A 23,929-nucleotide genomic window follows, 5' to 3' on the forward strand; every position below is an offset into this window, starting at 1 on the left:
AAGTCAGATCAACTTAAGATTGCATCGTTTGTTGAAAGCGTTTTATATTAAGGTGTGACAATAGACCTATTTTTGCAGAGGGAGGCATTTCATGTACATAACGGCACGAGAACAGAAGATCATCAAATACATCATTCAGCAAAATCGTTATGTCACCATTCGTGAGATAGCCGATTCTGTTCAGGTGAGTACAAGAACGATTCATAGAGAACTAAAATCGATTAAACCCATATTAAAGAATTATGACCTTTCACTAGATAAACAGCCGGGGAAAGGCTTGAAGGCAGTCGGTGAACAGGAGGATAAACAGCGGCTTCTTGCTCATATGTCAAATGAGGATCAAATTGAATATAGCTCTGACGAACGGAAGCTCTTAATCCTATGTGCGCTGCTTGAAGCAAAGGAACCGGTGAAATTATATACACTCGCTGCCGATTTGCAGGTCACAAATGCGACCATCAGCTATGACTTAGATGAACTGACGGAGTGGATCGCGCCTTACGGTTTGCAACTGATCCGAAAACGCGGGTATGGCATTGAATTAAAAGGACCGGAGGAAGCGAAACGAAAGATTGTCGGCAACCTCATTGTCGACCGGCTCGATATTCAATTATTTTTAGAAACAATTGAAATGAATATCAAGCATCGAACGAAAGCGACGGAAAAGGTGTTTGGCGTTGTCAGCAGAGGGCAGCTGCTTAAGGTAGAAAGACTGCTCTTTCATTTAAAAAATAGACTGTCACTCTCTTTATCTGATAGCGCCTATATTGCGCTTGTCGTTCACTTAACCTATGCCATTGAACGGATTCAGCTTGGCGAAACCATTCGCATGGAAGAGGAAGAGCTACTTGAACTAAAGCGGACGAAAGAATTTGAATCATCACTGCGAATCGCAAGAGCGCTTGAACGCATGTTTAATGTCGAGATCCCAGAAGCGGAAGTTGGATATATGACCATCCATCTGCGCAGTGCAAACCGCAGCTTTGGGGCAGAATACCGTATTGATGAAATCGAGCTGGATATCGCAATTAGAACGAAGAAGCTCATTGATTTTATTTCAAATAAAACCGGCTACCATTTAAATGAGAATGATTCATTGTATGAGGGACTCGTGTCTCATCTCGAACCTGCCATGAACCGTTTAAAGGAAAAGATGAGAATCTATAATCCACTTACACAACAAATTAAAAAGGACTACTTTTTGCTTTTCATGGCAATTGAAGAAGGAGTCGAGCGTTTCTTTCCAGAGATCGAATTTCCAGAGGATGAAATCGCCTTTATTGTGCTTCACTTTGGTTCAGTGCTTGAAATCAAAAAAGAAGAAACGAACATTCATGCATTGGTCGTGTGCTCAAGCGGCATCGGTTCGTCGAAAATGCTCGCATCTCGTTTAAAAAAAGAATTGCCGGAGATCGCCGAATTTGATCTGTCTTCCTTGATGGAACTAAAAGAAATCGATGCATCAAGCTATGACATGATTGTCTCGACCGTCCCTATCCCATATGAGCATATCGATTACATCATGGTCAGTCCGCTCTTAAACGAGGATGATGCTATGCGTGTGAAGGCTCATATTAAACGAAAGATTCCTTATATGATCGAGAAAAAAAGGATGAAAGAAGCTGCCAAAGAACCGGTACAAGAATCCGTTAATATGATGGCGGTTGCAGAGCAGGTGACGAATTACATGTCTGTTATTCGCAGCATCCTGTCCCATTTTACCATCGAAAATAGAAAGGCAATGCCGCAGCATGAGGCTACAATCAGGCAGCTGCTTCGTCAGCTTGAAGATGAAGGGTTTATCACACATGCGGATGAGGTAGCAAGCGGTTTACTAGAACGTGAACAGCAAGGCGGTTTAGGAATTCCAGGTACAGAATTTGCTCTTTTTCATTTAAAGCATGCATTCATCAAGGAACCAATCTTTCATATGTATGATCTTGATCAGGCATACGAGGTGAAAAGCATGGACGGCGGGCAGCAGCAGATGTCACGAATGCTCATGATGCTGGCGCCGCAAGAGCTAGGCAAGGAAGGGTCAGAAATGTTTAGTCTGATCAGTTCATCTATCATTGAAAGTGAGGAAAGCATGACGCTTTATGGTCATGGATCAAAGGAAGACATTGAACAGAAATTGCATCAGCTGTTCTATCAATTTGTAAAAGAAGCAAAATGGTAAGAAAAAAAGCCGAGAGCTTATTCGTTTCTCGGCTTTTTGGCTGTGACACAGACAGCAAGCGTTGGACGAATTTCCTCATACTCAACAGAAAAATGGTCAAACCCTGCAAACTGTAGATCATTCAATATATGTTCACCCATCTCTTTTGTCCGGCTCGCATCAGCACCTTTTTCTCTTGGCTGCATCACAATGACGAGCTTTCCGCCGGGTTTCAACGTGTGATAAAGGTTGAGCAGGCCAGTCTTTGGATCATCCCAAATCGTAAAGTTGTTCACAGACAGCACTTTGTCATACTGCTCTCCCGGCAAACGTGTTTTCTCAATTTTTCCTACATACAGTCGGACTTGTTTGTCCTTTGACCGTTTGCTGACGCGGGACTGTGCTTGCTCCTGCATGGTCGAGGAAGCATCTAGCCCATCTATATGAAGATCTTTATAATGCTTAAGCATATGCTTGATGCTGTAGCCGGGCCCATAGCCGATTTCCAAAATGTTTTCACCATCTGTCAGATCTAAGTGCTGGATCGCCCACTGATTCAACGCTTTATTTTCTTTTGCCATAATGAAGCCTGCGATGCTTCCGAGCCAGCCTTTTGGTTTGCTAAAGGTTTTCGAAATGGTTGACAGCATTTGAGACGCTCCTTTTTATTGATCATGTAACCGATTTTATCCATCTTGAAACATGCCGATTTTCAAAACGCATCTGTGCCGCATAGGGATGTTTGAGTGAAAAAATGAGGTGGTAATGAAAGGATACATCAACAAATCAAGGAGGAGCTTACTCATGGATTTACGTGAATATTTAACAAATGGCATTCCGCGCCAAACGCAGAATCAGCAGCCAGGCAGTGAAAGGGAAATGAACCCTGCGCCGATCTTTGAGGATGAATCATATCAAGGGTCTGGCAAGCTTAAAGGGAAAGTTGCATTGATTACAGGCGGAGATAGTGGAATTGGACGTGCTGTATCTGTTGCCTATGCAAAAGAAGGGGCACACGTCGCCATTGTGTACTTAAATGAACATGAGGATGCAAAGGATACGCAAAAGCGCGTAGAACAGGAAGGCGTCAAATGTTTAACGATTGCAGGAGATGTCGGTGACGAAGCATTTTGCGAGAAAGCGGTAGAAAAAACAGTTGAAGCCTTTGGGCAATTAGATATTTTAGTGAATAATGCGGCTGAACAGCACCCGAAAGAACGGATTCAGGATATTTCTAGTGAACAGCTTCACCAAACCTTTAGAACCAACTTCTATTCTTATTTTTATTTTACGAAGAAAGCACTGGATTACTTAAAACCAGGAAGTTCAATTATTAATACAACTTCCATTAACCCATATCGAGGCAACAAAGTGCTGATTGATTATACGGCGACAAAAGGGGCCATCAACGGCTTTACGCGTTCTATGGCACAGTCGCTTGTGAAAGATGGAATTCGGGTGAACGGTGTAGCGCCAGGTCCAATTTGGACGCCGCTTATTCCATCTACATTTGATGAGGATAGTGTGGAAAGCTTCGGGGCAGAAACCCCAATGGGAAGACCAGGACAGCCTGTAGAGCATGTTGGCTGCTATGTACTGCTTGCTTCTGACGAATCGTCTTATATGACAGGACAAACACTACACGTCAACGGCGGTTCCTTTATGAATACATGATCAATAGCGCACCGCCCACCTGATTGGGCGGTGTCTTTAGTATTTCTTGCGATTCTTCTGCACAGATGAGACAGACCATACGATAATGCCCACAACAACTGCCGCAATGACAAGTGAACTTAAATGGAACATCGTTTCATGATGCATGTTCAACTTCTCCCTTCATTGAGCCTGTTTTCTATAGCATCAGCCAGAAGCTCTCTTTTTATGAAAAACACATTTCTTTGTTTAATGAATGGATTGTCGTGGAAACCTAAGAGTACGGATGAAATTTGAAGGAGTGAAACGATATGTCACAAGAAGAATTAAAACAAAAGGTACTCAACCTATTAGATGAACAAAAGGTCGGAACACTGGCGACTGTTGAACAGGATAAACCGCATACCCGCTACATGACTTTTTTCCATGAGGGACTGACATTATATACACCAACAAGCAAAGAAACACATAAAGCAGATGAAATTGAAAAAAATCCGAACGTCCATATTCTCATTGGTTATTCAGGTGAAGGATTCGGTGATACGTATGCAGAAATCGAAGGCACCGCCACATTAACCGACGATCCAGAACTAATCGACCGCCTTTGGTCTGAGGAAATGGAGAAATGGTTTAAAGGAAAAGATGATCCGAACCTAGTGATTCTGAAGATTGATCCAACCTCCATTCGTTACATGAATGAAGGAAGCCGTACACCAGCAGAATTATCACTTTAACACTTGCGTAAGCTGGGGGAACGTGTTATAATATGGTATTAAGTGTTGAAATAAGCAAATAAATAAAGAAAGTAAACTTTCTTTTTTCTATGACATAATGAGAAGCAATAGAGCTTCTACTAGATAAGAACGAGACGCTGTCAAAGCGAGCAAACTTATTCTTTTCCTTCTGCACCCGCCCCCTATAAAAGCGGAAGAGTGGAAAAAAGACGTTTTGATTTACAATTCACACTGGCACGGCTTCGGAGCCGTAAGGACGAATGAGAGGTAGGGCTTTCGTTGTCTTGTTATCCAGAACTTCCATGGCGTTTACTTTCAAACGTAGGTTCATTCGGAACACATATGACACACTGATATGATCGAATCTTAATTCATACACTCCATAACGGAGATTAAACATTGATTATTTATTTGCATGAAAAGAGTAAAGAAAAGGCTGCCATCTATTTGGCAGCCTTTTTCATTGGGTTAAACAATAGGAACCCGAAACCAACAAGCCCAATAAAAGGGAAAATGAAGGTAGAAACCAAACGCATAGCGTCCGCTTCAAAAGGCTTCGACATCAAAAATAGGCCAATGATCGCACAGGTGATAACAGTGAACAAGGCGGGCTTCATGATCACTCACTTCGGCCTTTCTTCTGATACTGCCAAATCCTCCGAATAAAGAAGAACATCACCGCAAACAAAATAGAAAAGATGAACATGTCTAGGAGTGTCACGCCTTTATTTGGGTGCACGATGCCAAACCAAACCCATTGCAGAACAAAAGAGATAGCAAAATAACTGATGGATTCTTTCATGATTTTCCCCATTTCATTTATTTTTTTGACCTTTAAGCCACATCAGCCAAATGATGAAGGAAGCAATCACACATGAGAGCAAAGTGACAGGCGGCAAGGTGTGCCAGCTAGTCAGCCCCTTTACAAAACACATATAAAAAAAGAAAATGGAAATGGATACAAGCACCCATTGCTTGAACCAACGAGGAACACGCAGCCAAGCCGCTAGAATGATCGATGATAGCTTATCCATTGAGATAACATCCTTTTTTCGAATCTGATTGGATTTTATCGCAAACAACCAAGTTTGTAAAATATGGATTTGGAAAGTTGGAATGGTATTCTTCTAGCATGAAACATTCTCGCTGCACTAACGTACAAGATAAAGGAACCTCATGAAAGGAAGCGATCAAGTGAAAAGAATACCAGTGATTTTCCTCAGGTATATTGTCTTCTTTATTCCAGCAATCATTCTTAGTGTCTTGGTGTGGAATCATTACCAAGGTGATTTGTCAGCAGGGAAAGCAACGCAATATGACATCAAACAAATATTTACATTTGATGAAGGGAAACGAGTGGTGAGTGCTGTATCAAAAGACCAGCAGCTCCATTTTGGAATGTATGATCCTCAATCAGGAAAAAGAATCAGTGAATGGACCACGGAAAGCGATACGTTTAATGAAATGCTGCCATCCATTCAAGGGAACAACCTCTTACTTGCTTTAAAAAATAAAGAGGGGCAGCTGTTGATCGAGAAACTAACGCCGAGCGGGGAAAAGAAAGAGCTCGTTAAGCAAAATCTACAGATACCCTCGTTTTTAAAAACGAATACATATCAATGGAATGGGCGGCTTGTGTTTACAGGGGAAATGGAAGGTACCGTTGCGGTCCTTGGTGAGCTAAAGAATGGTCAGTTTCATGTGCACAATCTCAACGAGCTAAAACTGCCAGCAAGACCCGTTTCCATCGATGTCGTCATGAATTCCTTTAGAGGGCAGACGCCTATTCCTATATTTGAATTGACTTTGAAAAATGATCAGAAGGCGTATGTCAGCGGAGTCTCAAACGATAAGAACCAGCTTGGGGTGTATGTCTCCAAAAACGCTGAACCATTTAGCCTCATTGAAGATAAAGTGGAGAAGCAGCTGGAAAAAACGATCGGAACATCCCAAAACTTCGCAGTCGCTGTCGAATCTAACTATCCAAAAAGACCAAGGAAAGTGAATGCAGAGGGAAGGCTTGGGGAAGTCGTCCCAACGCCAAAACCGATTTATCAAACCTTTATCTACCAGCTTAATGAAGAAGAAGTTCTTCTTGCAGGCTCTACAGCAAAGGACGAAGCAAAAGGCAAGCTGACTGGTTATATTTATAACCATCGCACGAATAAGACAACGTCTGTCACCAAGCTTTTTCAGTCGTTTTCATATGAAACTTTACAAAGAGAAGGACTCTCTTTCAATAAAAATGTGAAAAGCGATTGGATCTATTATTCATTCGAAAATCAATTAACGGGTGCATTTGAGACGAAAAGCAAACAGCTAAAGGAATTTCCTTTGCAAAAAGTCATCTCAATCGAAAACGCAAGTCCTGCTCACCAAACGTCTGTTGACACCTTTATGCAATATGTCATGAAAGGCGGACCGCTCATTCTCAACTGGGCGATTTGGCTGTTTATTCCACTGCTGTTATTTGTGCTAGCCATCTTCCTGCCGCCGATTTTGAGACTGGTGAGAAAGAATAAGATCAAGGACAGTGTCACATTAGAAGCCAATATTGTATCTGTCAAAGAAACGGGTACCTACATCAACGAACAGCCGCTTGTCAAAATGCAGCTGCAATTTCAATATGATGGGGAAAACATCGAGAAGACGGCTAAAACGGTTGTATCCTATACGCAGATACCGCAGCCGGGTCAGCGTATTCCCGTTCTCTACAATCCGAAGAAGAAAAAGGCGATGCTCTTAAAAGAGGGGGACTTCTCAAAGACAAGTGAGCCAAAGTTTATCAAAGGAGCTGTTTTAAGAGATGTAGAATCATATGGAACCGTAGGACGAGGCACTGTCTTATCGCTTACATTTGAAGCAGATCAGAAAAGGTATACCCTTCCAATGATTCAAGCCGCTGGTTTTGAATTTAGAACAGGAGAGAAAGCCGATCTCGTCGACATCAGCGGTCAGTTGAAAATGGCAGCCTATGGCCATGAAGTGCGAAATCGATCGGGGAAAGACGTAACATTAACAGGAACCATCCAGCGGGTGAAGCAATATCCAGTCACGATTCATGGTCAGAAGCCGATCATGCTGGATGTGACGGTTTCTAGCGGGAATCAGTCCATCACAAAAACGGTCAGTCAATTCATCCCTGATCATATGGAGGTCGCGCCAGGAACTCAAATCACGATGCAGACAAAACAAGAAGAGCTGGATAAAGAAATCAGCCTCATGCAAGAGAAACAAGGAGGTGCAAAAGTGACCCATGTCGCATTTGCTGGTGTCATCGGCAACCAGCCGCTAGCGATCATTCAGATTGAGAGAGATGGCATCATGTATGAAGTGAAACAGCCAATCGATCCAATCACTAGCGTACTGCCGGGTGATGAATTATGGGTGGCATATCACGAAATGACGCGTCAAGCAGCCATTGTGAAATATGCATCGATTTAAAAAATACTTCAGTGTGTAGACAAACCCTCGCATTCAGTCCTGCGTGCTGGTGCTCACGAATGTCAAATTCGCTCCGCAAAAGTAGCCGTCCTACCTAGGGCTGCAAAGGTTTTCTATCACGCTGAAAAGAAGAAAAAGGGCTAAAACGAATGTCGTTTTAGCCCTTTTTGATTAAGCTTTTGTATCATACTGGCGGAGCACCTTATCATAGGCGAAGTTGCCGAAAGGAATGAAAGCCGCAAAAAAACCAGCGATCGACCATTTCAAATGCCAGCGAACTTTAAAGGTCACATATGCCAAAATAAGCATATAGATGACAAACAATGCGCCATGAAGAGAGCCTACAATGGTGACTGCCATCGGAATATCCGCAAAATATTTCAGAGGCATGGCAATTAAAAGAAGGGTCAAAAGAGACATACCCTCAATAAAACCCGCCTGTCGAAGACGGCTAATACTTGTATGCATATACAAATCCTCCTGTATAAAAGCTAGTTTCTCATCTTCTAATATAAACGAAAGATCGTCAGGACATGCTGAAATCTACGAAAAATTCAAAATATGTTCATGTAATGCTTAAAAAATGGGAAAAAGGAAAAATCACTTAATCCTTCTTTGTTTCAGAGAGTACTTGCTTTAAGTGCATCACATCATGTAACAAATGATTCGTCATCGCTTGAACGGCTTCTGTGGAGCGGCGTTCCTTCATTTCAGAATAAATGGCAGCATGCTCTATTTGAATCGTCTCAGCACGCGCCCCGCCGCTAAAATGAAAGATACGGCAAAAATGAATGAGTGCATTCACATGATTCAATTGTTTATATAAGCGGTGATTGTGGCTCGCTAGAATGATTTTTTGATGAAAGGCTTCATGTAGCTGGACGATGTCTTTAGATGGCAGCTGCTGTTTGATTGCTTCGTCTGCCTGCGTAAGAACCTGCTCAATTTCATCCAGCTCTCTTGGCGCGGCCTCCTTGCATGCAAGCTCTACAGCAAGTGTTTCTAGGGCGATCCGAATTTGATAAAGCTCCTCGACATCTTTTTCTGTTAACGTATAAACAGAGTAGCCCGACCGATGGTCAGCGATCAAGAGCTCATCTTTTTCTAAAAGCCTCATCGCCTCTCTCACCGGTGAACGGCTTACACCAAATTGTTTGGCAAGCTGTGTTTCATTGATGCGTTCGCCTGGCTGAAACTGTCCATCAAAAATCATTTGCTTCAGCTGTTCATAAAATTGCATATGGTATGGTGCTGGTCTTTCCATCTCGAATGAATTCATTCTGTCCTTCCCTCATTTACACATCATCTTTTGTCTCATGTTATCCAAGTTTTTCCCTCTAGGCAAGCCTGCATCGGAAAAGTCAATATCGTACAATGCAAGAGAAAAAGGGTGTGCTACACTAATGATCAGTTCAGTGAAAGAGGGGATCGACATGAAAACACAAGAAGAACGAACGGTACATTTTGATCAGGACTTGCAAATAGAGGCGTATCGCTTTCATGGCATCATGCAAAAGTTCCCGAATCATTTTCATACATACTATGTGATTGGATTTATTGAAGATGGTCAAAGACGTTTGATTTGCCAAAATGAAGAATACATCATTGAAAAGGGAGACATCCTTCTTTTTAATCCATATGACAATCACGCATGCGAGCAGATGGATCACAGGACATTAGATTATCGCTGTTTAAATATAGAAGCAGATGTAATAGAGAAGATATTTCAGTACAAACCACATTTTAAAGCCCCTGTGTTTTCACAAAGTGAACTGACAAAGTCATTATATGATCTTCATCAAATGATTACAGAAGAAGCCCCAGCTTTGAATAAACAGGAAACGTTTTATTTCTTTATGAAGCAGCTGATTGAAGCCTACGCTGATACATCAGAGGAAAAAGCATCAGCAGCGCATGCTGCCGAACAGAAAGTCCAAGACGTACAGCAATATATTGAAACACACCTTACGGAAAATATATCGTTAGACGACTTAGGAGAGCTAGTGTCCATGAACAAATACTCTCTTCTGCGAGCTTTTACAAAGTACAGAGGGATCACACCGTATCGTTATTTACAGACAGTGAGAGTGAATTATGCGAAGGAGCTTCTCTCACGAGGAGTGAAGCCTGTAGATGCGGCAGTCTCCGCCGGTTTTTCTGATCAAAGTCATTTGAGTCATTTTTTTTCAGAATTTATTGGGCTCACACCAGGGCAATATCAGTACATTTTTGCAAAGCAGGTAACAGTAGATGAAAAATAACCAGCTTCTTGGTCATCTAGCGGCCATATTCACCATTTTTCTATGGGGATCGACCTTTATCTCAACCAAAATATTGTTAACGGCTTTTTCACCAACAGAAATATTATTTTTCCGGTTTTTTATTGGATATCTCGCTCTGATGTTGATCTATCCGATCACCATGAAGGTGCAACGTAAAAAGCATGAAGCGATGTTTGCGCTCGCAGGGTTATGTGGTGTGGTCTTATACTATTTTTTAGAAAATGTCGCACTCACCTATACGTTCGCTTCGAATGCAGGTGTCATCAGCTCAGTTGTACCATTCTTCTCATTTTTATTGGCTTATTTTTTATTGAAAGATGAGCCTTTGCATCGCCGGTTTTTCATAGGCTTTTTCATCGCGATGACAGGAATTGTACTGATTAGCTTTAATGGAATGACGACGTTCCAATTGAATCCAATCGGTGATGCGCTAGCATTAACGGCGACCATTGTCTGGGCCTTCTATTCTATTTTATCGAAAATCATTAACCAATATGGATACCATATCATTCAAGTGACGAGACGTGTCTTTTTTTACGGCTTGCTCTGGATGCTTCCCCTAATTTGGCATTTTAAGATTCGTATAGACTGGGAGCGATTGACGACGCCGTCGTTTGCCTTTCACTTATTGTTTTTAGGCCTGTTTGCATCTGCCATTTGTTTTCTCACATGGAGCTTTTCAGTGAAAACGCTCGGTGTGGTGAAAGCGAGTGTGTATATTTATGGCGTTCCTATTATTACGATGGTCATTTCAATGATCGTTCTTCATGAGAGATTGACCCTCATGTCAGCACTCGGAACGGCACTGACCTTAGGCGGACTGCTGCTTTCAGATAAAAAAGGTACGGGGAGGAAGAAGGAGAAACCCTCGAAGCTTTTGCAGGATAAACAGGCGCTTTGATTAAAAAAGCGCCTTTATCCATTGAAAGAACATGTACTCTCTAGTAAACTCAAATTTAAACGGTCGACGGTCGACCGACAATAAAGGGGGAGAAATGAATGAAGCATGTTTCAATTGCGGCGATACCAGGTGACGGGGTTGGGAAGGAAGTTGTACCTGAAGCGATACGAGTTTTGGAAGCGGTATCAGAAGTACATGGCGGTCTGTCGTTTACTTTTCAGGATTTTCCGTGGAGCTGTGAATATTATTTAGAGCATGGCGAGATGCTGCCAAAGGATGGATTACATCAATTGAAAGCCTTTGACAGCATTTTCTTAGGGGCTGTCGGAGATGCCAATTTAGTGCCGGATCACGTATCACTTTGGGGACTGCTTATTAAGATTAGGCGGGAATTTGAGCAAGTGATAAACGTCAGACCTGCAAAACAGCTGAGCGGCATTCGCTCACCGCTTGCTCAGCCAAAGGATTTCGATCTTTTAGTTGTCAGAGAAAACGGTGAAGGTGAATATAGTGAAATTGGAGGCCGTATTTATCAAGGAGAAGATCAGCTTGCTGTTCAAAATGCAGTGTTCTCAAGAAAAGGGACAGAGCGTGCGATGCGTTTTGCCTTTCAATTAGCAGAAAAAAGGCGAAAGCATGTGACGAGTGCAACGAAATCGAATGGGATCGTTCATACCATGCCTTTTTGGGATGAAGTGTTTCAAGACGTAGCAAAGGATTATCCAGAGGTGACAGCAGACTCACAGCACATTGACGCGCTCTCAGCCTTCTTTGTAACAAGACCAGAAAAATTCGATGTGATTGTTGCCAGTAATTTGTTTGGTGATATTTTGACAGACCTTGGGGCAGCCATTATGGGAAGTATTGGCGTAGCGCCTGCCGCCAACATCAATGTAAATGGCAAATACCCATCCATGTTTGAACCTGTACACGGCTCAGCTCCAGACATTGCTGGAAAAGGAATTGCCAACCCGATTGGTCAAATCTGGACCGCTAAATTGATGCTGGATCATTTCGGAGAGGAAGAACTGGGCACCCATCTACTCGAAACCATCGAATCAGTCACAGCAGATGGCTTTTTAACAGCAGACATCGGCGGCGCCTATCAAACGCAAGAAGTCACGAATGAAATCATCAAACGATTGAAGAAATAATCCGTCATTAGAACCGCATCTTCACGTCTGCTATAATAAAAGGATGGATAGAAGAAAGAGATGTGAAATCTAGTGTCAAAAACAGTTGTATTAGCAGAGAAACCTTCGGTTGGACGTGATCTTGCACGTGTGCTGAAGTGTCATAAAAAAGGAAATGGCTTTTTAGAAGGAGATCAATACATTGTGACATGGGCGCTTGGCCATTTGGTCACACTGGCTGATCCTGAAGGCTACGGAAAAGAGTTTCAATCCTGGCGTTTAGAGGATTTACCCATCATTCCCGAACCGCTTAAGCTTGTGGTGATGAAAAAGACAGGCAAACAATTCCAAGCAGTGAAAGCGCAGCTTGCGAGAAAAGATGTCAAAGACATTGTCATCGCAACAGATGCTGGACGTGAAGGGGAGCTTGTCGCACGATGGATTCTTGAAAAAGCGCATGTGAAAAAGCCTTTGAAACGACTATGGATCTCATCTGTCACGGACAAAGCCATTCAAGAAGGCTTCAAACGTTTAAAAGACGGCAAAGAATACGATAACTTGTATCGCTCAGCCGTTGCACGTGCAGAGGCAGACTGGATTGTCGGCATCAACGCAACAAGAGCGCTGACAACGAAGTTCAATGCACAGCTTTCCTGCGGACGGGTGCAAACACCAACGATCGCCATGATCGCCAAACGAGAAGAAGACATTCAACAATTTCAGCCAAAGCCGTTCTATGGATTGACTGCACAAGTAGATGGACTGACTTTGACATGGCAGGATGCCAAAACAAAGCAAAACCGGACATTCCAAGAGAGTGTGATCAAAGAGCGCTTGGCAGCCTGCGAAGGAAAACCAGCAGTGGTTGATGCGTTGAAAAAAACAGCGAAAAAAGCTTTCGCGCCGGGACTGTACGATCTGACTGAATTGCAGCGTGATGCACATAAACGCTATGGCTTCTCAGCCAAAGAAACATTATCTACGCTTCAGCGATTGTATGAGCAGCATAAGCTTGTCACATATCCACGTACAGATTCACGATTTATTTCAGCGGATATCGTTCCTACATTAAAAGATCGTTTAAAAGGAATGAACGTCAGACCATACACGCAGCATGTGAACCGGATTTTACAATCAGGTGTGAAAGCGCACAAAGGCTTCGTCAATGATGCCAAAGTGTCAGATCACCATGCGATTATTCCAACCGAGGAAGAGCTGTACCCAGGAGTATTAAGCGATAAAGAGCGTAAATTATATGACCTCATTGCCAAACGATTCCTTGCTGTACTCATGAATCCTTTTGAGTATGAGGAAACAACGGTGATCACCAAAATAGGCAGTGAAACGTTCACAGCAAAAGGGAAAACCGTGCAAGCTGCTGGCTGGAAAGCCGTGTACGATGATTCATATGAAGAAGAGGAATCAGCCGAGGCAGATCAACATTTGCCGCTGCTTTCAGAAGGACAGTCACTAGACGTACGACAGCTGAAAGAAACAAGAGGAGAAACGAAGCCTCCTGCACGTTTTAATGAAGCGACCCTATTATCTGCTATGGAAAACCCAGCGGCATTTATGCAGAACGAGGAAAAGGACTTAGTGAAAACCCTTGGTGAAACAGGTGGTCTAGGGACAGTAGCAACAAGAGCGGATATTATTGAAAAGCTGTTCAATAGCTTCTTAATCGAGAAAAAGGGCAAAGACATTTTTATCACATCAAAAGGGAAGCAGCTGCTCTCGTTAGTGCCTGAAGACTTAAAGTCACCTGCATTAACAGCGGAATGGGAACAAAAGCTTTCTAAAATCGCCAAAGGGCAATTGAAAGCTTCTCAATTCATGAGTGAAATGAAATCGTATGCCAAACAAGCCGTATCTGAAATCAAACAGACGAACCAAACCTTTAAGCATGACAATGTCACTGGCACCCATTGTCCAGACTGCGGTAAACTCATGCTGAAAGTGAATGGAAAACATGGCACGATGCTCGTCTGTCAGGACCGAGAATGCGGCCATCGTAAAAATGTGGCAAAGAAAACAAATGCACGCTGCCCGAACTGTCATAAAAAGCTCGAACTGCGCGGAGAAGGTGATGGTAAAATCTTTGCTTGTGTATGCGGCCATAGAGAAAAGCTGTCTGTCTTCGAAAAACGCAAATCTCAATCCAATCAAAAGAAAGCCAGTAAGCACGATGTGTCTAAATATATGAAGAAACAAAAGAAAGTGGAAGAACCAATTAATAACGCACTAGCTGAACAATTAAAGAAATTAAAATTAGATCAATAGTTCTATAAAAACCCATGCGGAAACGCATGGGTTTTTCAGTATTATCAAGTATATTGACATGCTGTTTTTCTGAAAATGGGAATGAATATGCGAAAAGACTCGTAATTTGGTATAAAATATTTATTTAAATTTAAGCAAAAACGCTCTATAATAAATCGTTAGATGTTTAGAGAACGGTGAGTTGAAAGGGGACACGAATGCATACACGCATATATCGTACAGCAATTGTTTTAGTCATTGTCATTCTACTAGGCGGATGTACCTGGAGGCAGCAGAAAGAATCAGCTGATCCAGTATCACCACAGCCCGTTTTACCTGGTGAATATTTTATCACTCACCACTTAATGACAGATCAAGGGTTGATTCGTACCTCCTTTGCAGAGGAGCATATTTACTTATCTGAATCACTTGGGCTTTGGATGGATTATCTTGTTCGAAAAAAAGATCAAAATTTATTTGACCAACAGTTGGATGTTCTACAAGATCAATTTTTACTAGACCATCGTCTTCTCAGCTGGCAAATTGAATCTGAACAAAAAAGTAAGGCTAATGCTTTAGTTGATGATTTACGTGTAGTGACGGCACTTCAAAAGGCAAATCGTTTGTGGAAAAAGTCAGCGTATCAAACGACAGCAAAAGAAATCGCTCAAGCGTTAAAAGAAAAAAACATGTTCAAAGGCATATTGTCCGATTATTATGATGCATCAACAAATCGAACTTCGCACACAATCACTCTCTCTTATATAGACCCAAAAGCAATCAAAGAATTGGAATCCCTCCACATATTCACGAAACAAATGACCAGTAACCAATTAGCCATTCTAAAACAAGCACCGAGAAACAAAGGATTCTTTCCTAAGTCCTATGACATAAAGAAAAAAACCTATTCATTCGATCAAGAAATTAATATGATCGATCAACTTTATACAGCTTTACATGCATACCATGCAAAGGTGAATACGTCCGCGATCATGAAATGGCTGAAAACGTCGTTTAAACAAGAAGGAAAACTGTACGGGAGATATAAGCTGAGCACATTGCAGCCATCTGTCACATATGAATCGCCTTCGGTATATGCACTCGTCATTTTGTATGCCCTTAAACAAAACGAGCTGAAATTCGCAAAGACGGTCTATCACCGTATGAAAGAATTACAAACCCAAGATCCTCTAAAGCCTTATTACGGAGGGTACATGAACGAAAAAGAGACTCACTCGTTTGATAACTTATTGCCTCTAATTGCAGAAAGGGAGCTTTTAAATGAATCGGTTGTTCAGTAACACGTATCGCTTGTACTATTCTCTGCTCCTCACGTTTGCAGGCCTTATTTTGTTTATGGGCTACCTCAACGTACAAGATGCGGAGAGCTTTATGATCATCGCACTGACATTTGTCGTGTTAGGCTGCGGTATTTTATTTGGTATCCTACCAGCATTAATCTTCACCTTGCTGATTTTGTTCTTTATAGGAAGCGCCATGTTCTTTACAGAGCTTGGTCATGAAAATGCTCTTTTTTCAAATCAAACATTGCAAGATGTAGTGATTTGGGGCGTAGCACTTCTTTTTTTCGCTATTTCAGCGGGAAGCTTGCATGAACGGATCAATACGCTGCGTCACACCATTGAACAACAAAAGCAGGCCATCAAACAATTTGTGGCGATTGACTCGACAACAGGATTTGACAATGCTGAGCGGATGAAGCTCGAATTATCCGAGGAAATGAAACGGGCAGAACGGTACAAACAGCCATTTGTCTTTATCCTTCTTCATATGAATTACGCAGCGGAATTCAAATCGTTATATGGAGAAAAAGAAATGCAACACCTATTTCAGCAATTAAGTCTCAAGATCCGCGAAAGCGTAAGAGAAACCGATAAGAAATTCCGGCTATCTGAAGAACGAATGGGCTTGCTGCTAACTCATACACCAGAAGAAAATGTGTCAGTTGTTCTTGAAAAGCTAAAGGTTAAACTGCAAACGCATGTCCTATTAAATGGTCGTGAAGTGATCTTGACATTTCATGTCTGTCATTTAACAAGCAGCTCGGATTATCGTTCGCCAGAGCAGTTTTTAGAAGAACTAGAAAAAGAGATGATGATGAATGAACTTTAATTCTTTGATGAAATGTTGTTTGATGATCACGCTTTTTTCGATTCTTTCGTTTAAACACATTGCTTCAGCCGATGCGCTTGTCACGCAGCCAAATACACTGATCGTTTATTCTACACCATCGGGGGAAGTGACTCCGGCCGTTCATATGCTGGATCTACTCGCCGGTCATTTTTCAAAACAGACGACGATTGTATCTGATGAATATTTGGCTGAAAAGAGGGTTAATGAATTTCAGCAAATCATTTATCTTGGTGAAATAAAGAGAACCTTGTCAAAACAAACGATTCGTGCGATGAACGAATCACAGCAATTCATCGCCATTGGATACAATGCGGAACAGCTTCGCCCATTCTCTAAGCTTACTTTTCAGAAACAAGATCATATCAGTCAAGTGAAACATACACATGATCAGACATATCGTCAGTTAGAGAGAAGTATCAATGTGTTAACGGTTCGAGGGGCAGACTTGAAAAATGAATTTCTAGTGAAGAAACGTCAATCTGATCAACCATTTGTGACTCAAACAAAAGAAGGTGCGGCATATATCGGTATCTTAGATGTTGTGCAGCACAACGAGCTTCTTGCAGAAGTGCTAGAAAAATACATGCCATCTTCTGTGCAAATGACGACAAAATACTTAATGCTCGGGAACATCAGTCCAGCAAGTGACGAGAAAAAGCTGCTTGAACTTGGACAATACGTATCCGCACAGCATATTCCTTATCAGATTGCAGTGACCCCTGCTTGGATAAATCGGGCAACAGGTGATGAAGTCACACTGAGTGACCGCCCGAAACTTGTGAGTGTTTTAAAACAATTGCAAGAAAATGGAGCGAGTATTATTCTTCATGGCTTTAGCCGTACGTATCGAACGGAGGAATCTGGTCAGGGATTTGAGTTCTGGGATGCAAAATATGATCAGCCCATCACGACAAATGAACCCAAAAATGCTGAGAAGAAACAAAGTAAAAGCCAATTCCCAAATGAAAAAGACTTTTATACGTATACCAAATCGTATCAGCAGCAAGAAATCGCCTATACAGAAGAAAAACTGACAAAGGGCATTGAGCTTCTTGCTAGTCAAGGCTTATATCCTCTTGGGTTCGAGGTGCCGCATGATGCGATATCTCAACAAGGGTATGAAGTTATTTCAAAGCATGTGTCCAGTCTATTTGGACAGGTGCAGCTGTCAGACCGCACTTGGAAATCAGTCGGTGCATCCCCGCTCGTGACGTCTCCTGCCATGTTACACGGCATGACCTTATATCCTCAGCGGCAATTTGAGCAAGCGTCTGACCAAAAAAGTTCAAATGTTTTAACAGAACAGACGATTCAATCCGTGCAGCATCTGCAATCAGCCGCAATGGGGCTGTCCTATGACGTGGAGTTGGGGATAGCAGGGTTACAGGATGTAATCACACAGATGGAGGCAATCCCTTCTAGCGATTGGCTGGATATAAAGAAAACAAAACAGACGGTCCAAACTGCACATGTCAAAATTCAAACATCCGGGAATGGACATATTCAAGTAGAGCAATCCAACATCGCCGAAACAAAAACTGTCAAACGAAGTGGTATGGAAAATGTGCTGAGAATTCTCACGGTCGTGGTCATGCTGTTTATTGCGGCATTTGCTTTATACACATTGTATTTAAGACTGACAATGAAAAAACGAATTTTTAAGGAGAGAAAATTAGGTGGCTGATGTCTTATTTTATCTTTCATTAATGCTTATTTGGATCATGCTCCTATACCACATGTTTCTTATGCAGGGCGGCTTTCAGCATTACCTGACCTATGAAAAAGTGCTGCCTAAATGGACGAAACAAGGGAAGGATCTGCCGACAGTTAGTATTCTGATTCCTGCTCATAATGAAGAGGTCGTCATTCGGCAGACATTAAAAGCGATGGTTCAGCTATCTTATCCTAAACACCTCCTTGAAATCATTGTGATTAATGACAATTCCTCTGATCGCACAGGAGAGATTGTGCAATCATTTAGTGAGCAATATGATCATGTTCATATGATTGAAACGAAGCCGCCATTTGCAGGGAAAGGGAAATCCACTGCACTGAATGAAGGCTTGAAGGCTTCAACAGGAGAAGTGATTTGCGTATACGATGCAGATAACATGCCTGAACCAAAGGCTGTCTATCATTTGGTTCTTGGATTATTAAATGACGCAAAAGCAGGCGCTGTTGTCGGGAAATTCAGGGTGATCAATGCAGCCAAAAATTTGCTGACCAAATTTATTAATATTGAGACCATCTGTTTTCAATGGATGGCGCAGGGCGGGAGATGGAAATGGTTTGGGATTGCGACAATACCAGGTACCAACTTCGCCATCCGCCGGCACATTTTAGAAGAGCTCGGCGGGTGGGATGTCCAAGCTTTGGCCGAGGACACCGAATTAACGATCCGTGTGTATAACCTTGGCTATGTGATTCGATTTTTCCCAGCTGCGATCACATGGGAGCAAGAGCCTGAGACATGGAAGGTCTGGTGGCGACAAAGAACGCGCTGGGCTAGAGGGAATCAATATGTTGTTCTTAAATTTTTAAGACAGTTTATGAAGCTGAAACGAAAACGAATGATTTTTGATTTGTTTTATTTCTTCTTTACGTATTTCTTATTTTTCTTCGGTGTTCTGCTCTCAAATGGCATCTTTATTGTAAACCTATTTGTTGACCTTCACTTATCTGTAGGGGCTGTCGCACTGATCCTTTGGGGATTAGCCTTCTTCCTCTTTCTAACAGAAGTGATGATTACATTAAGTATTGAGAAAACAGAGCTCACTAAACAAAATATTCTCATAGTGGTTCTCATGTACTTCACTTATTCTCAAGTATGGATTGCGCTTGTCGTGTACTCCTTATGTGTAGAGGTGAAGAGCCGATTATTGAAACAAGAAGTGAAATGGTACAAAACAGAGCGTTACGATCAACAACAAAAGAAAAGCGGGTGACAAATTGAAATCGGTCAAATGGATGTTTTTCATATTAGTGCTATCCCTTGCCATTCAGGCTTTTTTCATGGCAAGTCAAGCAATGGCGCAATCCAATCGAGTACAAGTGAAAGACGATTGGGTTCACTCATCAAAAGGGAATCAAACAGACACGCAGCATCTTTCAGAAGATGTGGTAACATTGTATGGTCAAGAAGACCGCACTGAATTTTCCTATCAAATGGAGAAAGAAAAAGTAGAGTCTAGCACTCTTACATTAAATATAGAGGCTTCACCATTACTCATATCGCCATCGTCTTTCACAGTGATGATTGATGGAGAGATTGAAAAAACGATCCCTGTATCAGGAAAAAATGCAAAAAAATCGATACAAATCAAATTGAATAAAGCGCAATTGAAAAAAGGATCTCATCAAATTCAACTCGCATTTTATGGTGTGTTAAAAGAAGGTGTGTGTATCAATCAAGAGACGCCTGCCAATTGGCTGAAAGTATATCCTGAAAGTGAGCTGGCGTTCAAAGGAGTTCAAACGAAAGACGTGACGTTAGACAGCTTTCCTTCACCATTTATTCCATCAAGTGATCAGGAAGAACAAACAGATATTGTGATTCCAAATAGACCAGAAGCGGCTGAATTAGAAGCGGCCATGAAAGTATATCGTACGTTGAAAAACAAAGACCGCCTAGCAGACCTCAAACTCGTTCAAGAAAAGGACGTCGAGCAAATTGCACATCCAACCATTGCTGTGGGAGCAAAAGGAAGCTGGAATGGACGAATGAAATCGATCGAGCAAGCGGCTGGAATTAAAACAGAAGGCGATCAACTGACGTTAGCGGTGAGAACCCTGACAGCAAAGAAAAAAGAACAACCCATTTTATTTGTCACTGCTGAGCAGCCAAAGACAATTGCTGAAAAAATCAATGTTTTGACTCAGCCCGAACTGACAGGTCAGTTCACTGGAACCGACTTGCTGCTGCAAAAGGTGACAGCTAGTGCTTCTAAGCCATCTCATCATATTCGTTTAATAGATTTTGGCGCAGATGATGTCAGAGTTGGAACCACAAAGACAGCATCTGATCATTACTATTATCCGAAAGCATTAATGGCTCAACAAAAATCAGGTGCAAAACTAAATCTATCATTTAAAAAATCAGATCCAGCGAACAAAGCGGAACGTCTAACAGTGATGATCAATAACGAACCGCACGACGTACCGTTAACAAAACTAGGAAACAAAGATGAGAATGGATTCTATCATGTGTCGATTCCAGTCGATTCACAAGTACTTCAAAAGAATGAATATGTGGACTTACAGTTTGTCACATCAGGTTTCAAAAATATGGAATCTTGTAGACATACGGACGAAGAAGGCTGGATTTACATTGATAAGAACAGCTCTCTTCAAATACCAGAAGGAACAACTACTGATACACCCGACTTAGCTGCATGGCCGCTCCCTTACACTTCGGAAACGCAGCAAGGAAACACATTGATCATTATGCCAGATCAAATCACTCAATCATCAATCAATCAAATGGCATTGCTGACCGAATCATTTAGTCAACCGGAAGCTGCTCACTATCATTTGGTCGAAGCATCGAATGTGACAGATGAACAATTGAAAAAGAACTCTCTGATTTTCTTCGGGGGCATCCACACATTCTCTCTTTTAAAAGAAAAAGCAGACGATCTCATCGTTCCAGCGAAAAAGGGTCAATATGATGTATCCTCATTTGGCATGATCAACGAAACAACAGCTCGTATTGTATGGACGCAGCCATCTGTATGGAATAAAGAACAAACCATGACCGTTTTTTCAGGAATGACGGCAGCTGACGCTGATATATCAAATGAAGTGATTCGATTCCTTCAAACAAATACGGAGACCGCTACAGTTGCAATAGAAAGCAAGAACAAAGATATGTTCTCTAACAACCAAACAGTCAGCAATGCAAAAAATGATATGAAAAAAGGTGAAAAGCAAGGCGGCGGTGAGTCTTGGGTTTATTTTGCATGTATCGCTGTACTGATCATTTTTGTCGTTGTGATGATTGTTTATTTCGTACGAAAAAACCGCAAAAAGACTGATTAATAAACGGTCAAAAGACCTCGAAAAAATCTCTTTACTTTGGTGTCAAACGGGAGTATGATCTCTTTTATAAAAGACCAATCGCTGAATCATTTCGATGAGCGGGGGAACCAATTGTGGTGTGAAGCACCACGTGGGGTGAATCCTTTTTAGGTAGGGCAAAGTCTCATGCGCCCGAATCCGTCAGCTAACCTCGTAAGCGTTAAAGAGAGCAAAGACCAACCTGTGATCTAAAGAATAGGCACAGGGGCATTCTATTGCCTCTGTGTCTTTTTGGCGATCCATCTTTTGCAACTTAAATCGTTTGACACTAAAGGAGCGGGCATCACATGTACAGTTTGATGAAGCGTATTTTAATTGGTAAACCATTAAAATCACAGGCAGCAGGAGAACAAAAACTATCAAAAATCAAAGCGTTGGCATTATTGTCATCAGACGCATTGTCATCAGTTGCATATGGTACAGAACAAATCTTAATTGTTCTTTCTGTCGTTAGTGCAGCAGCATTTTGGTACTCACTCCCGATTGCAGGTTGTGTATTAATTCTTTTAATGGCGTTAATTCTATCTTACCGCCAGATCATTTATGCTTATCCAGAAGGCGGCGGGGCATATGTCGTCTCTAGCAGAAACCTAGGTGAAAAACCAGGATTGATCGCTGGTGGATCATTGCTTGTAGACTATATTTTGACTGTAGCGGTGAGCATATCAGCTGGTACTGATGCCATCACATCAGCTTTTCCAGCACTATATCCATATCATGTCTTGATCTCAATTGTGTTGGTCATTGTGATTATGGTGCTCAATCTTCGTGGGTTGACAGAATCGGCATCTATTCTGGCTTATCCTGTATACTTGTTTGTATTTTCACTCCTTATCTTAATTGGAGTAGGCGGCTTTAAATTATTAACAGGTGGCGTACCGCCAGCACCTGAGCATACAGCAGTAGGCACACACGTACAAGGCATTACATTATTTCTTTTATTAAAAGCTTTTTCATCTGGCTGTTCTGCTCTGACTGGAGTAGAAGCCATTTCAAATACCATTCCATCCTTTAAAAAACCGGCTGCTCAAAATGCAGCAAGAACATTATTGATGATGGGTGGATTACTAGCTGTTTTATTTGTGGGAGTCACATTGCTTGCGTTTGGTTTCGGCATTTCGCCAAAGCCAGAAGAAACGGTTGTATCACAAATTGCATCAGACACTTTTGGACGAACGTTTTTCTATTACGTCATTCAGGCAGTCACAGCGCTAATCCTAATATTAGCGGCAAATACCGGCTTTTCAGCCTTTCCGTTATTGGCTGTGAATTTAGCAAAGGATAAGTATATGCCGCGTATGTTTACTGTAAGAGGAGACCGGCTTGGTTACTCTAACGGCATTATCTTTCTAGGCGTAGCCTCTATGCTGCTCATCTGGTTGTTTGATGGAAAAACAGAACATCTTATCCCGCTATATGCTGTCGGTGTGTTTATACCATTTACCCTGTCGCAGACCGGCATGTGTGTAAAGTGGATTCGTGAAAAACCGCAGGGATGGAAAACGAAAATGCCAATCAATATCGTCGGAGCACTGATTTCCTTTACAGTTTTCATGATTCTCATTTTGACCAAGTTCCATCTCGTATGGCCAGTATTTGTTTTCCTGCCTATTGTTCTATTTATCTTCCATTCCATTAAAAAGCATTACCTGTCTGTTGGGGAACAATTGCGTTTAATGAATGAAACAGAGCCTGTTGAGATTAAAGGAAATGTGGTCATCGTACCTATAGCGGGTGTGACGCGTGTTGTCGAACAATCTGTTCAATATGCAAAGTCTTTGTCAGAGCAAGTCATAGCGGTTCATGTATCCTTTGATAAAGAAAAGGATAAGAAAATTGAAGAGGATTGGGAAAAACTAAATAGCGGTGTACGACTTGTGATGTTGCACTCGTCCTACCGAAGCCTCATTCACCCGCTTGATAAATTTCTTGAAACGATTGAGGCAAAAGCAAATGCGCATCAATATAAAGTGATGGTGCTTGTACCTCAATTTATCCCGAAAAAAAGATGGCACACCATTTTGCATAATCAATCTGCCTTTTTATTAAGATTTCGCCTATTATGGAAGCGGGATATTGTGGTGGCAACACTGCCTTATCATTTTAAAAAGTAGCAGAAACAAGTTGAAACGTTT

19 protein-coding genes and 1 riboswitch are annotated in these 23,929 nt (G+C 41.8%); of the genes, 14 read left to right on the plus strand and 5 right to left on the minus strand.

The window, feature by feature from the left end:
- Positions 1-91: 91 nt before the first annotated feature.
- Positions 92-2,179, plus strand: coding sequence for a BglG family transcription antiterminator (locus tag MHH68_RS02325; RefSeq protein ID WP_339164953.1), 2,088 nt, complete (start codon positions 92-94; stop codon positions 2,177-2,179).
- 17 nt (positions 2,180-2,196) lie between these two features.
- Here MHH68_RS02325 and MHH68_RS02330 read toward each other — a convergent pair whose 3' ends face one another.
- Positions 2,197-2,808 carry a class I SAM-dependent methyltransferase gene (locus MHH68_RS02330; protein WP_058015352.1) on the minus strand — a complete coding sequence of 204 codons (612 nt, stop codon included), beginning with the start codon at positions 2,806-2,808 and terminating at the stop codon, positions 2,197-2,199.
- A gap of 154 nt (positions 2,809-2,962) precedes the next feature.
- On the opposite strand from MHH68_RS02330, the gene MHH68_RS02335 reads away from it, so the two are divergent.
- A complete protein-coding gene (locus MHH68_RS02335) occupies positions 2,963-3,832 on the plus strand; it encodes an SDR family oxidoreductase (RefSeq protein ID WP_058015353.1) in 870 nt (289 codons plus the stop codon).
- Positions 3,833-4,122: 290 nt separating this feature from the next.
- Positions 4,123-4,545, plus strand: coding sequence for a pyridoxamine 5'-phosphate oxidase family protein (locus MHH68_RS02340; protein WP_058015354.1), 423 nt, complete (start codon positions 4,123-4,125; stop codon positions 4,543-4,545).
- 619 nt (positions 4,546-5,164) lie between these two features.
- Here MHH68_RS02340 and MHH68_RS02345 read toward each other — a convergent pair.
- On the minus strand, positions 5,165-5,347 hold the full coding sequence (locus tag MHH68_RS02345) for a FeoB-associated Cys-rich membrane protein (RefSeq protein ID WP_061406788.1): 183 nt from the start codon (positions 5,345-5,347) through the stop codon (positions 5,165-5,167).
- Positions 5,348-5,360: 13 nt separating this feature from the next.
- A complete protein-coding gene (locus MHH68_RS02350; RefSeq protein ID WP_058015356.1) occupies positions 5,361-5,579 on the minus strand; it encodes a hypothetical protein in 219 nt (72 codons plus the stop codon).
- Between the two features lie 160 nt (positions 5,580-5,739).
- Between MHH68_RS02350 and MHH68_RS02355 the strand changes: the two genes are divergently transcribed.
- A complete protein-coding gene (locus tag MHH68_RS02355) occupies positions 5,740-7,989 on the plus strand; it encodes a DUF3592 domain-containing protein (protein ID WP_339164958.1) in 2,250 nt (749 codons plus the stop codon).
- Positions 7,990-8,160: 171 nt separating this feature from the next.
- Here MHH68_RS02355 and MHH68_RS02360 read toward each other — a convergent pair whose 3' ends face one another.
- On the minus strand, positions 8,161-8,457 hold the full coding sequence (locus tag MHH68_RS02360; RefSeq protein WP_008347156.1) for a DUF3817 domain-containing protein: 297 nt from the start codon (positions 8,455-8,457) through the stop codon (positions 8,161-8,163).
- Between the two features lie 136 nt (positions 8,458-8,593).
- Positions 8,594-9,268 (minus strand): GntR family transcriptional regulator, encoded by a 675-nt coding sequence (locus MHH68_RS02365; protein ID WP_339164960.1) that lies wholly within the window; start codon positions 9,266-9,268, stop codon positions 8,594-8,596.
- A gap of 154 nt (positions 9,269-9,422) precedes the next feature.
- Here MHH68_RS02365 and MHH68_RS02370 point away from each other — a divergent pair, with 154 nt between their 5' ends.
- From MHH68_RS02370 to MHH68_RS02415, 10 genes are all read left to right on the plus strand, one after another.
- Positions 9,423-10,250: an AraC family transcriptional regulator gene (locus MHH68_RS02370; protein ID WP_306011741.1), complete on the plus strand. Its 828-nt coding sequence runs from the start codon at positions 9,423-9,425 to the stop codon at positions 10,248-10,250.
- Entirely contained in the window at positions 10,240-11,172 is a 933-nt protein-coding gene (locus tag MHH68_RS02375) for a DMT family transporter (protein WP_169057602.1), read from the plus strand. The genes MHH68_RS02370 and MHH68_RS02375 overlap by 11 nt, the downstream gene beginning before the upstream one ends.
- Positions 11,173-11,270: 98 nt before the next feature.
- Positions 11,271-12,326 carry a tartrate dehydrogenase gene (locus MHH68_RS02380; RefSeq protein ID WP_339164964.1) on the plus strand — a complete coding sequence of 352 codons (1,056 nt, stop codon included), beginning with the start codon at positions 11,271-11,273 and terminating at the stop codon, positions 12,324-12,326.
- 72 nt (positions 12,327-12,398) lie between these two features.
- Entirely contained in the window at positions 12,399-14,585 is a 2,187-nt protein-coding gene (locus MHH68_RS02385) for a DNA topoisomerase III (RefSeq protein WP_058015361.1), read from the plus strand.
- Between the two features lie 197 nt (positions 14,586-14,782).
- Entirely contained in the window at positions 14,783-15,865 is a 1,083-nt protein-coding gene (locus MHH68_RS02390) for a glycosyl hydrolase family 8 (protein WP_339164966.1), read from the plus strand.
- Positions 15,846-16,697 carry a GGDEF domain-containing protein gene (locus MHH68_RS02395; protein ID WP_339164968.1) on the plus strand — a complete coding sequence of 284 codons (852 nt, stop codon included), beginning with the start codon at positions 15,846-15,848 and terminating at the stop codon, positions 16,695-16,697. Before MHH68_RS02390 ends, MHH68_RS02395 begins: the two co-directional genes overlap by 20 nt.
- Positions 16,687-18,402 (plus strand): DUF2334 domain-containing protein, encoded by a 1,716-nt coding sequence (locus MHH68_RS02400; RefSeq protein WP_061406798.1) that lies wholly within the window; start codon positions 16,687-16,689, stop codon positions 18,400-18,402. The genes MHH68_RS02395 and MHH68_RS02400 overlap by 11 nt, the downstream gene beginning before the upstream one ends.
- Complete coding sequence (locus MHH68_RS02405; RefSeq protein WP_058015365.1) at positions 18,395-19,663, plus strand: glycosyltransferase; 1,269 nt, start codon at positions 18,395-18,397, stop codon at positions 19,661-19,663. Before MHH68_RS02400 ends, MHH68_RS02405 begins: the two co-directional genes overlap by 8 nt.
- Positions 19,664-19,667: 4 nt before the next feature.
- Positions 19,668-21,755: a cellulose biosynthesis cyclic di-GMP-binding regulatory protein BcsB gene (locus tag MHH68_RS02410; protein ID WP_339164971.1), complete on the plus strand. Its 2,088-nt coding sequence runs from the start codon at positions 19,668-19,670 to the stop codon at positions 21,753-21,755.
- A gap of 69 nt (positions 21,756-21,824) precedes the next feature.
- A riboswitch (cyclic di-AMP (ydaO/yuaA leader) is annotated at positions 21,825-21,969 on the plus strand.
- 112 nt (positions 21,970-22,081) lie between these two features.
- The gene (locus MHH68_RS02415) at positions 22,082-23,908 is read left to right on the plus strand and encodes an APC family permease (RefSeq protein ID WP_058015367.1); all 1,827 of its coding nucleotides are present in this window, start codon (positions 22,082-22,084) and stop codon (positions 23,906-23,908) included.
- Positions 23,909-23,929: the final 21 nt, after the last annotated feature.

It is taken from the genome of Bacillus sp. FSL K6-2841, from assembly GCF_037976435.1.
GTDB classification, from domain to species: domain Bacteria; phylum Bacillota; class Bacilli; order Bacillales; family Bacillaceae; genus Bacillus; species Bacillus pumilus.

Coding starts and splice junctions, on each gene's coding strand:
- MHH68_RS02335 (WP_058015353.1), top strand. CDS start 2,963: ATGGATTTACGTGAATATTTAACAAATGGCATTCCGCGCCAAACGCAG.
- MHH68_RS02350 (WP_058015356.1), bottom strand. CDS start 5,579: ATGGATAAGCTATCATCGATCATTCTAGCGGCTTGGCTGCGTGTTCCT.
- MHH68_RS02415 (WP_058015367.1), top strand. CDS start 22,082: ATGTACAGTTTGATGAAGCGTATTTTAATTGGTAAACCATTAAAATCA.
- MHH68_RS02365 (WP_339164960.1), bottom strand. CDS start 9,268: ATGAATTCATTCGAGATGGAAAGACCAGCACCATACCATATGCAATTT.
- MHH68_RS02330 (WP_058015352.1), bottom strand. CDS start 2,808: ATGCTGTCAACCATTTCGAAAACCTTTAGCAAACCAAAAGGCTGGCTC.
- MHH68_RS02400 (WP_061406798.1), top strand. CDS start 16,687: ATGAACTTTAATTCTTTGATGAAATGTTGTTTGATGATCACGCTTTTT.
- MHH68_RS02395 (WP_339164968.1), top strand. CDS start 15,846: ATGAATCGGTTGTTCAGTAACACGTATCGCTTGTACTATTCTCTGCTC.
- MHH68_RS02325 (WP_339164953.1), top strand. CDS start 92: ATGTACATAACGGCACGAGAACAGAAGATCATCAAATACATCATTCAG.
- MHH68_RS02345 (WP_061406788.1), bottom strand. CDS start 5,347: ATGAAAGAATCCATCAGTTATTTTGCTATCTCTTTTGTTCTGCAATGG.
- MHH68_RS02340 (WP_058015354.1), top strand. CDS start 4,123: ATGTCACAAGAAGAATTAAAACAAAAGGTACTCAACCTATTAGATGAA.
- MHH68_RS02370 (WP_306011741.1), top strand. CDS start 9,423: ATGAAAACACAAGAAGAACGAACGGTACATTTTGATCAGGACTTGCAA.
- MHH68_RS02390 (WP_339164966.1), top strand. CDS start 14,783: ATGCATACACGCATATATCGTACAGCAATTGTTTTAGTCATTGTCATT.
- MHH68_RS02375 (WP_169057602.1), top strand. CDS start 10,240: ATGAAAAATAACCAGCTTCTTGGTCATCTAGCGGCCATATTCACCATT.
- MHH68_RS02360 (WP_008347156.1), bottom strand. CDS start 8,457: ATGCATACAAGTATTAGCCGTCTTCGACAGGCGGGTTTTATTGAGGGT.
- MHH68_RS02380 (WP_339164964.1), top strand. CDS start 11,271: ATGAAGCATGTTTCAATTGCGGCGATACCAGGTGACGGGGTTGGGAAG.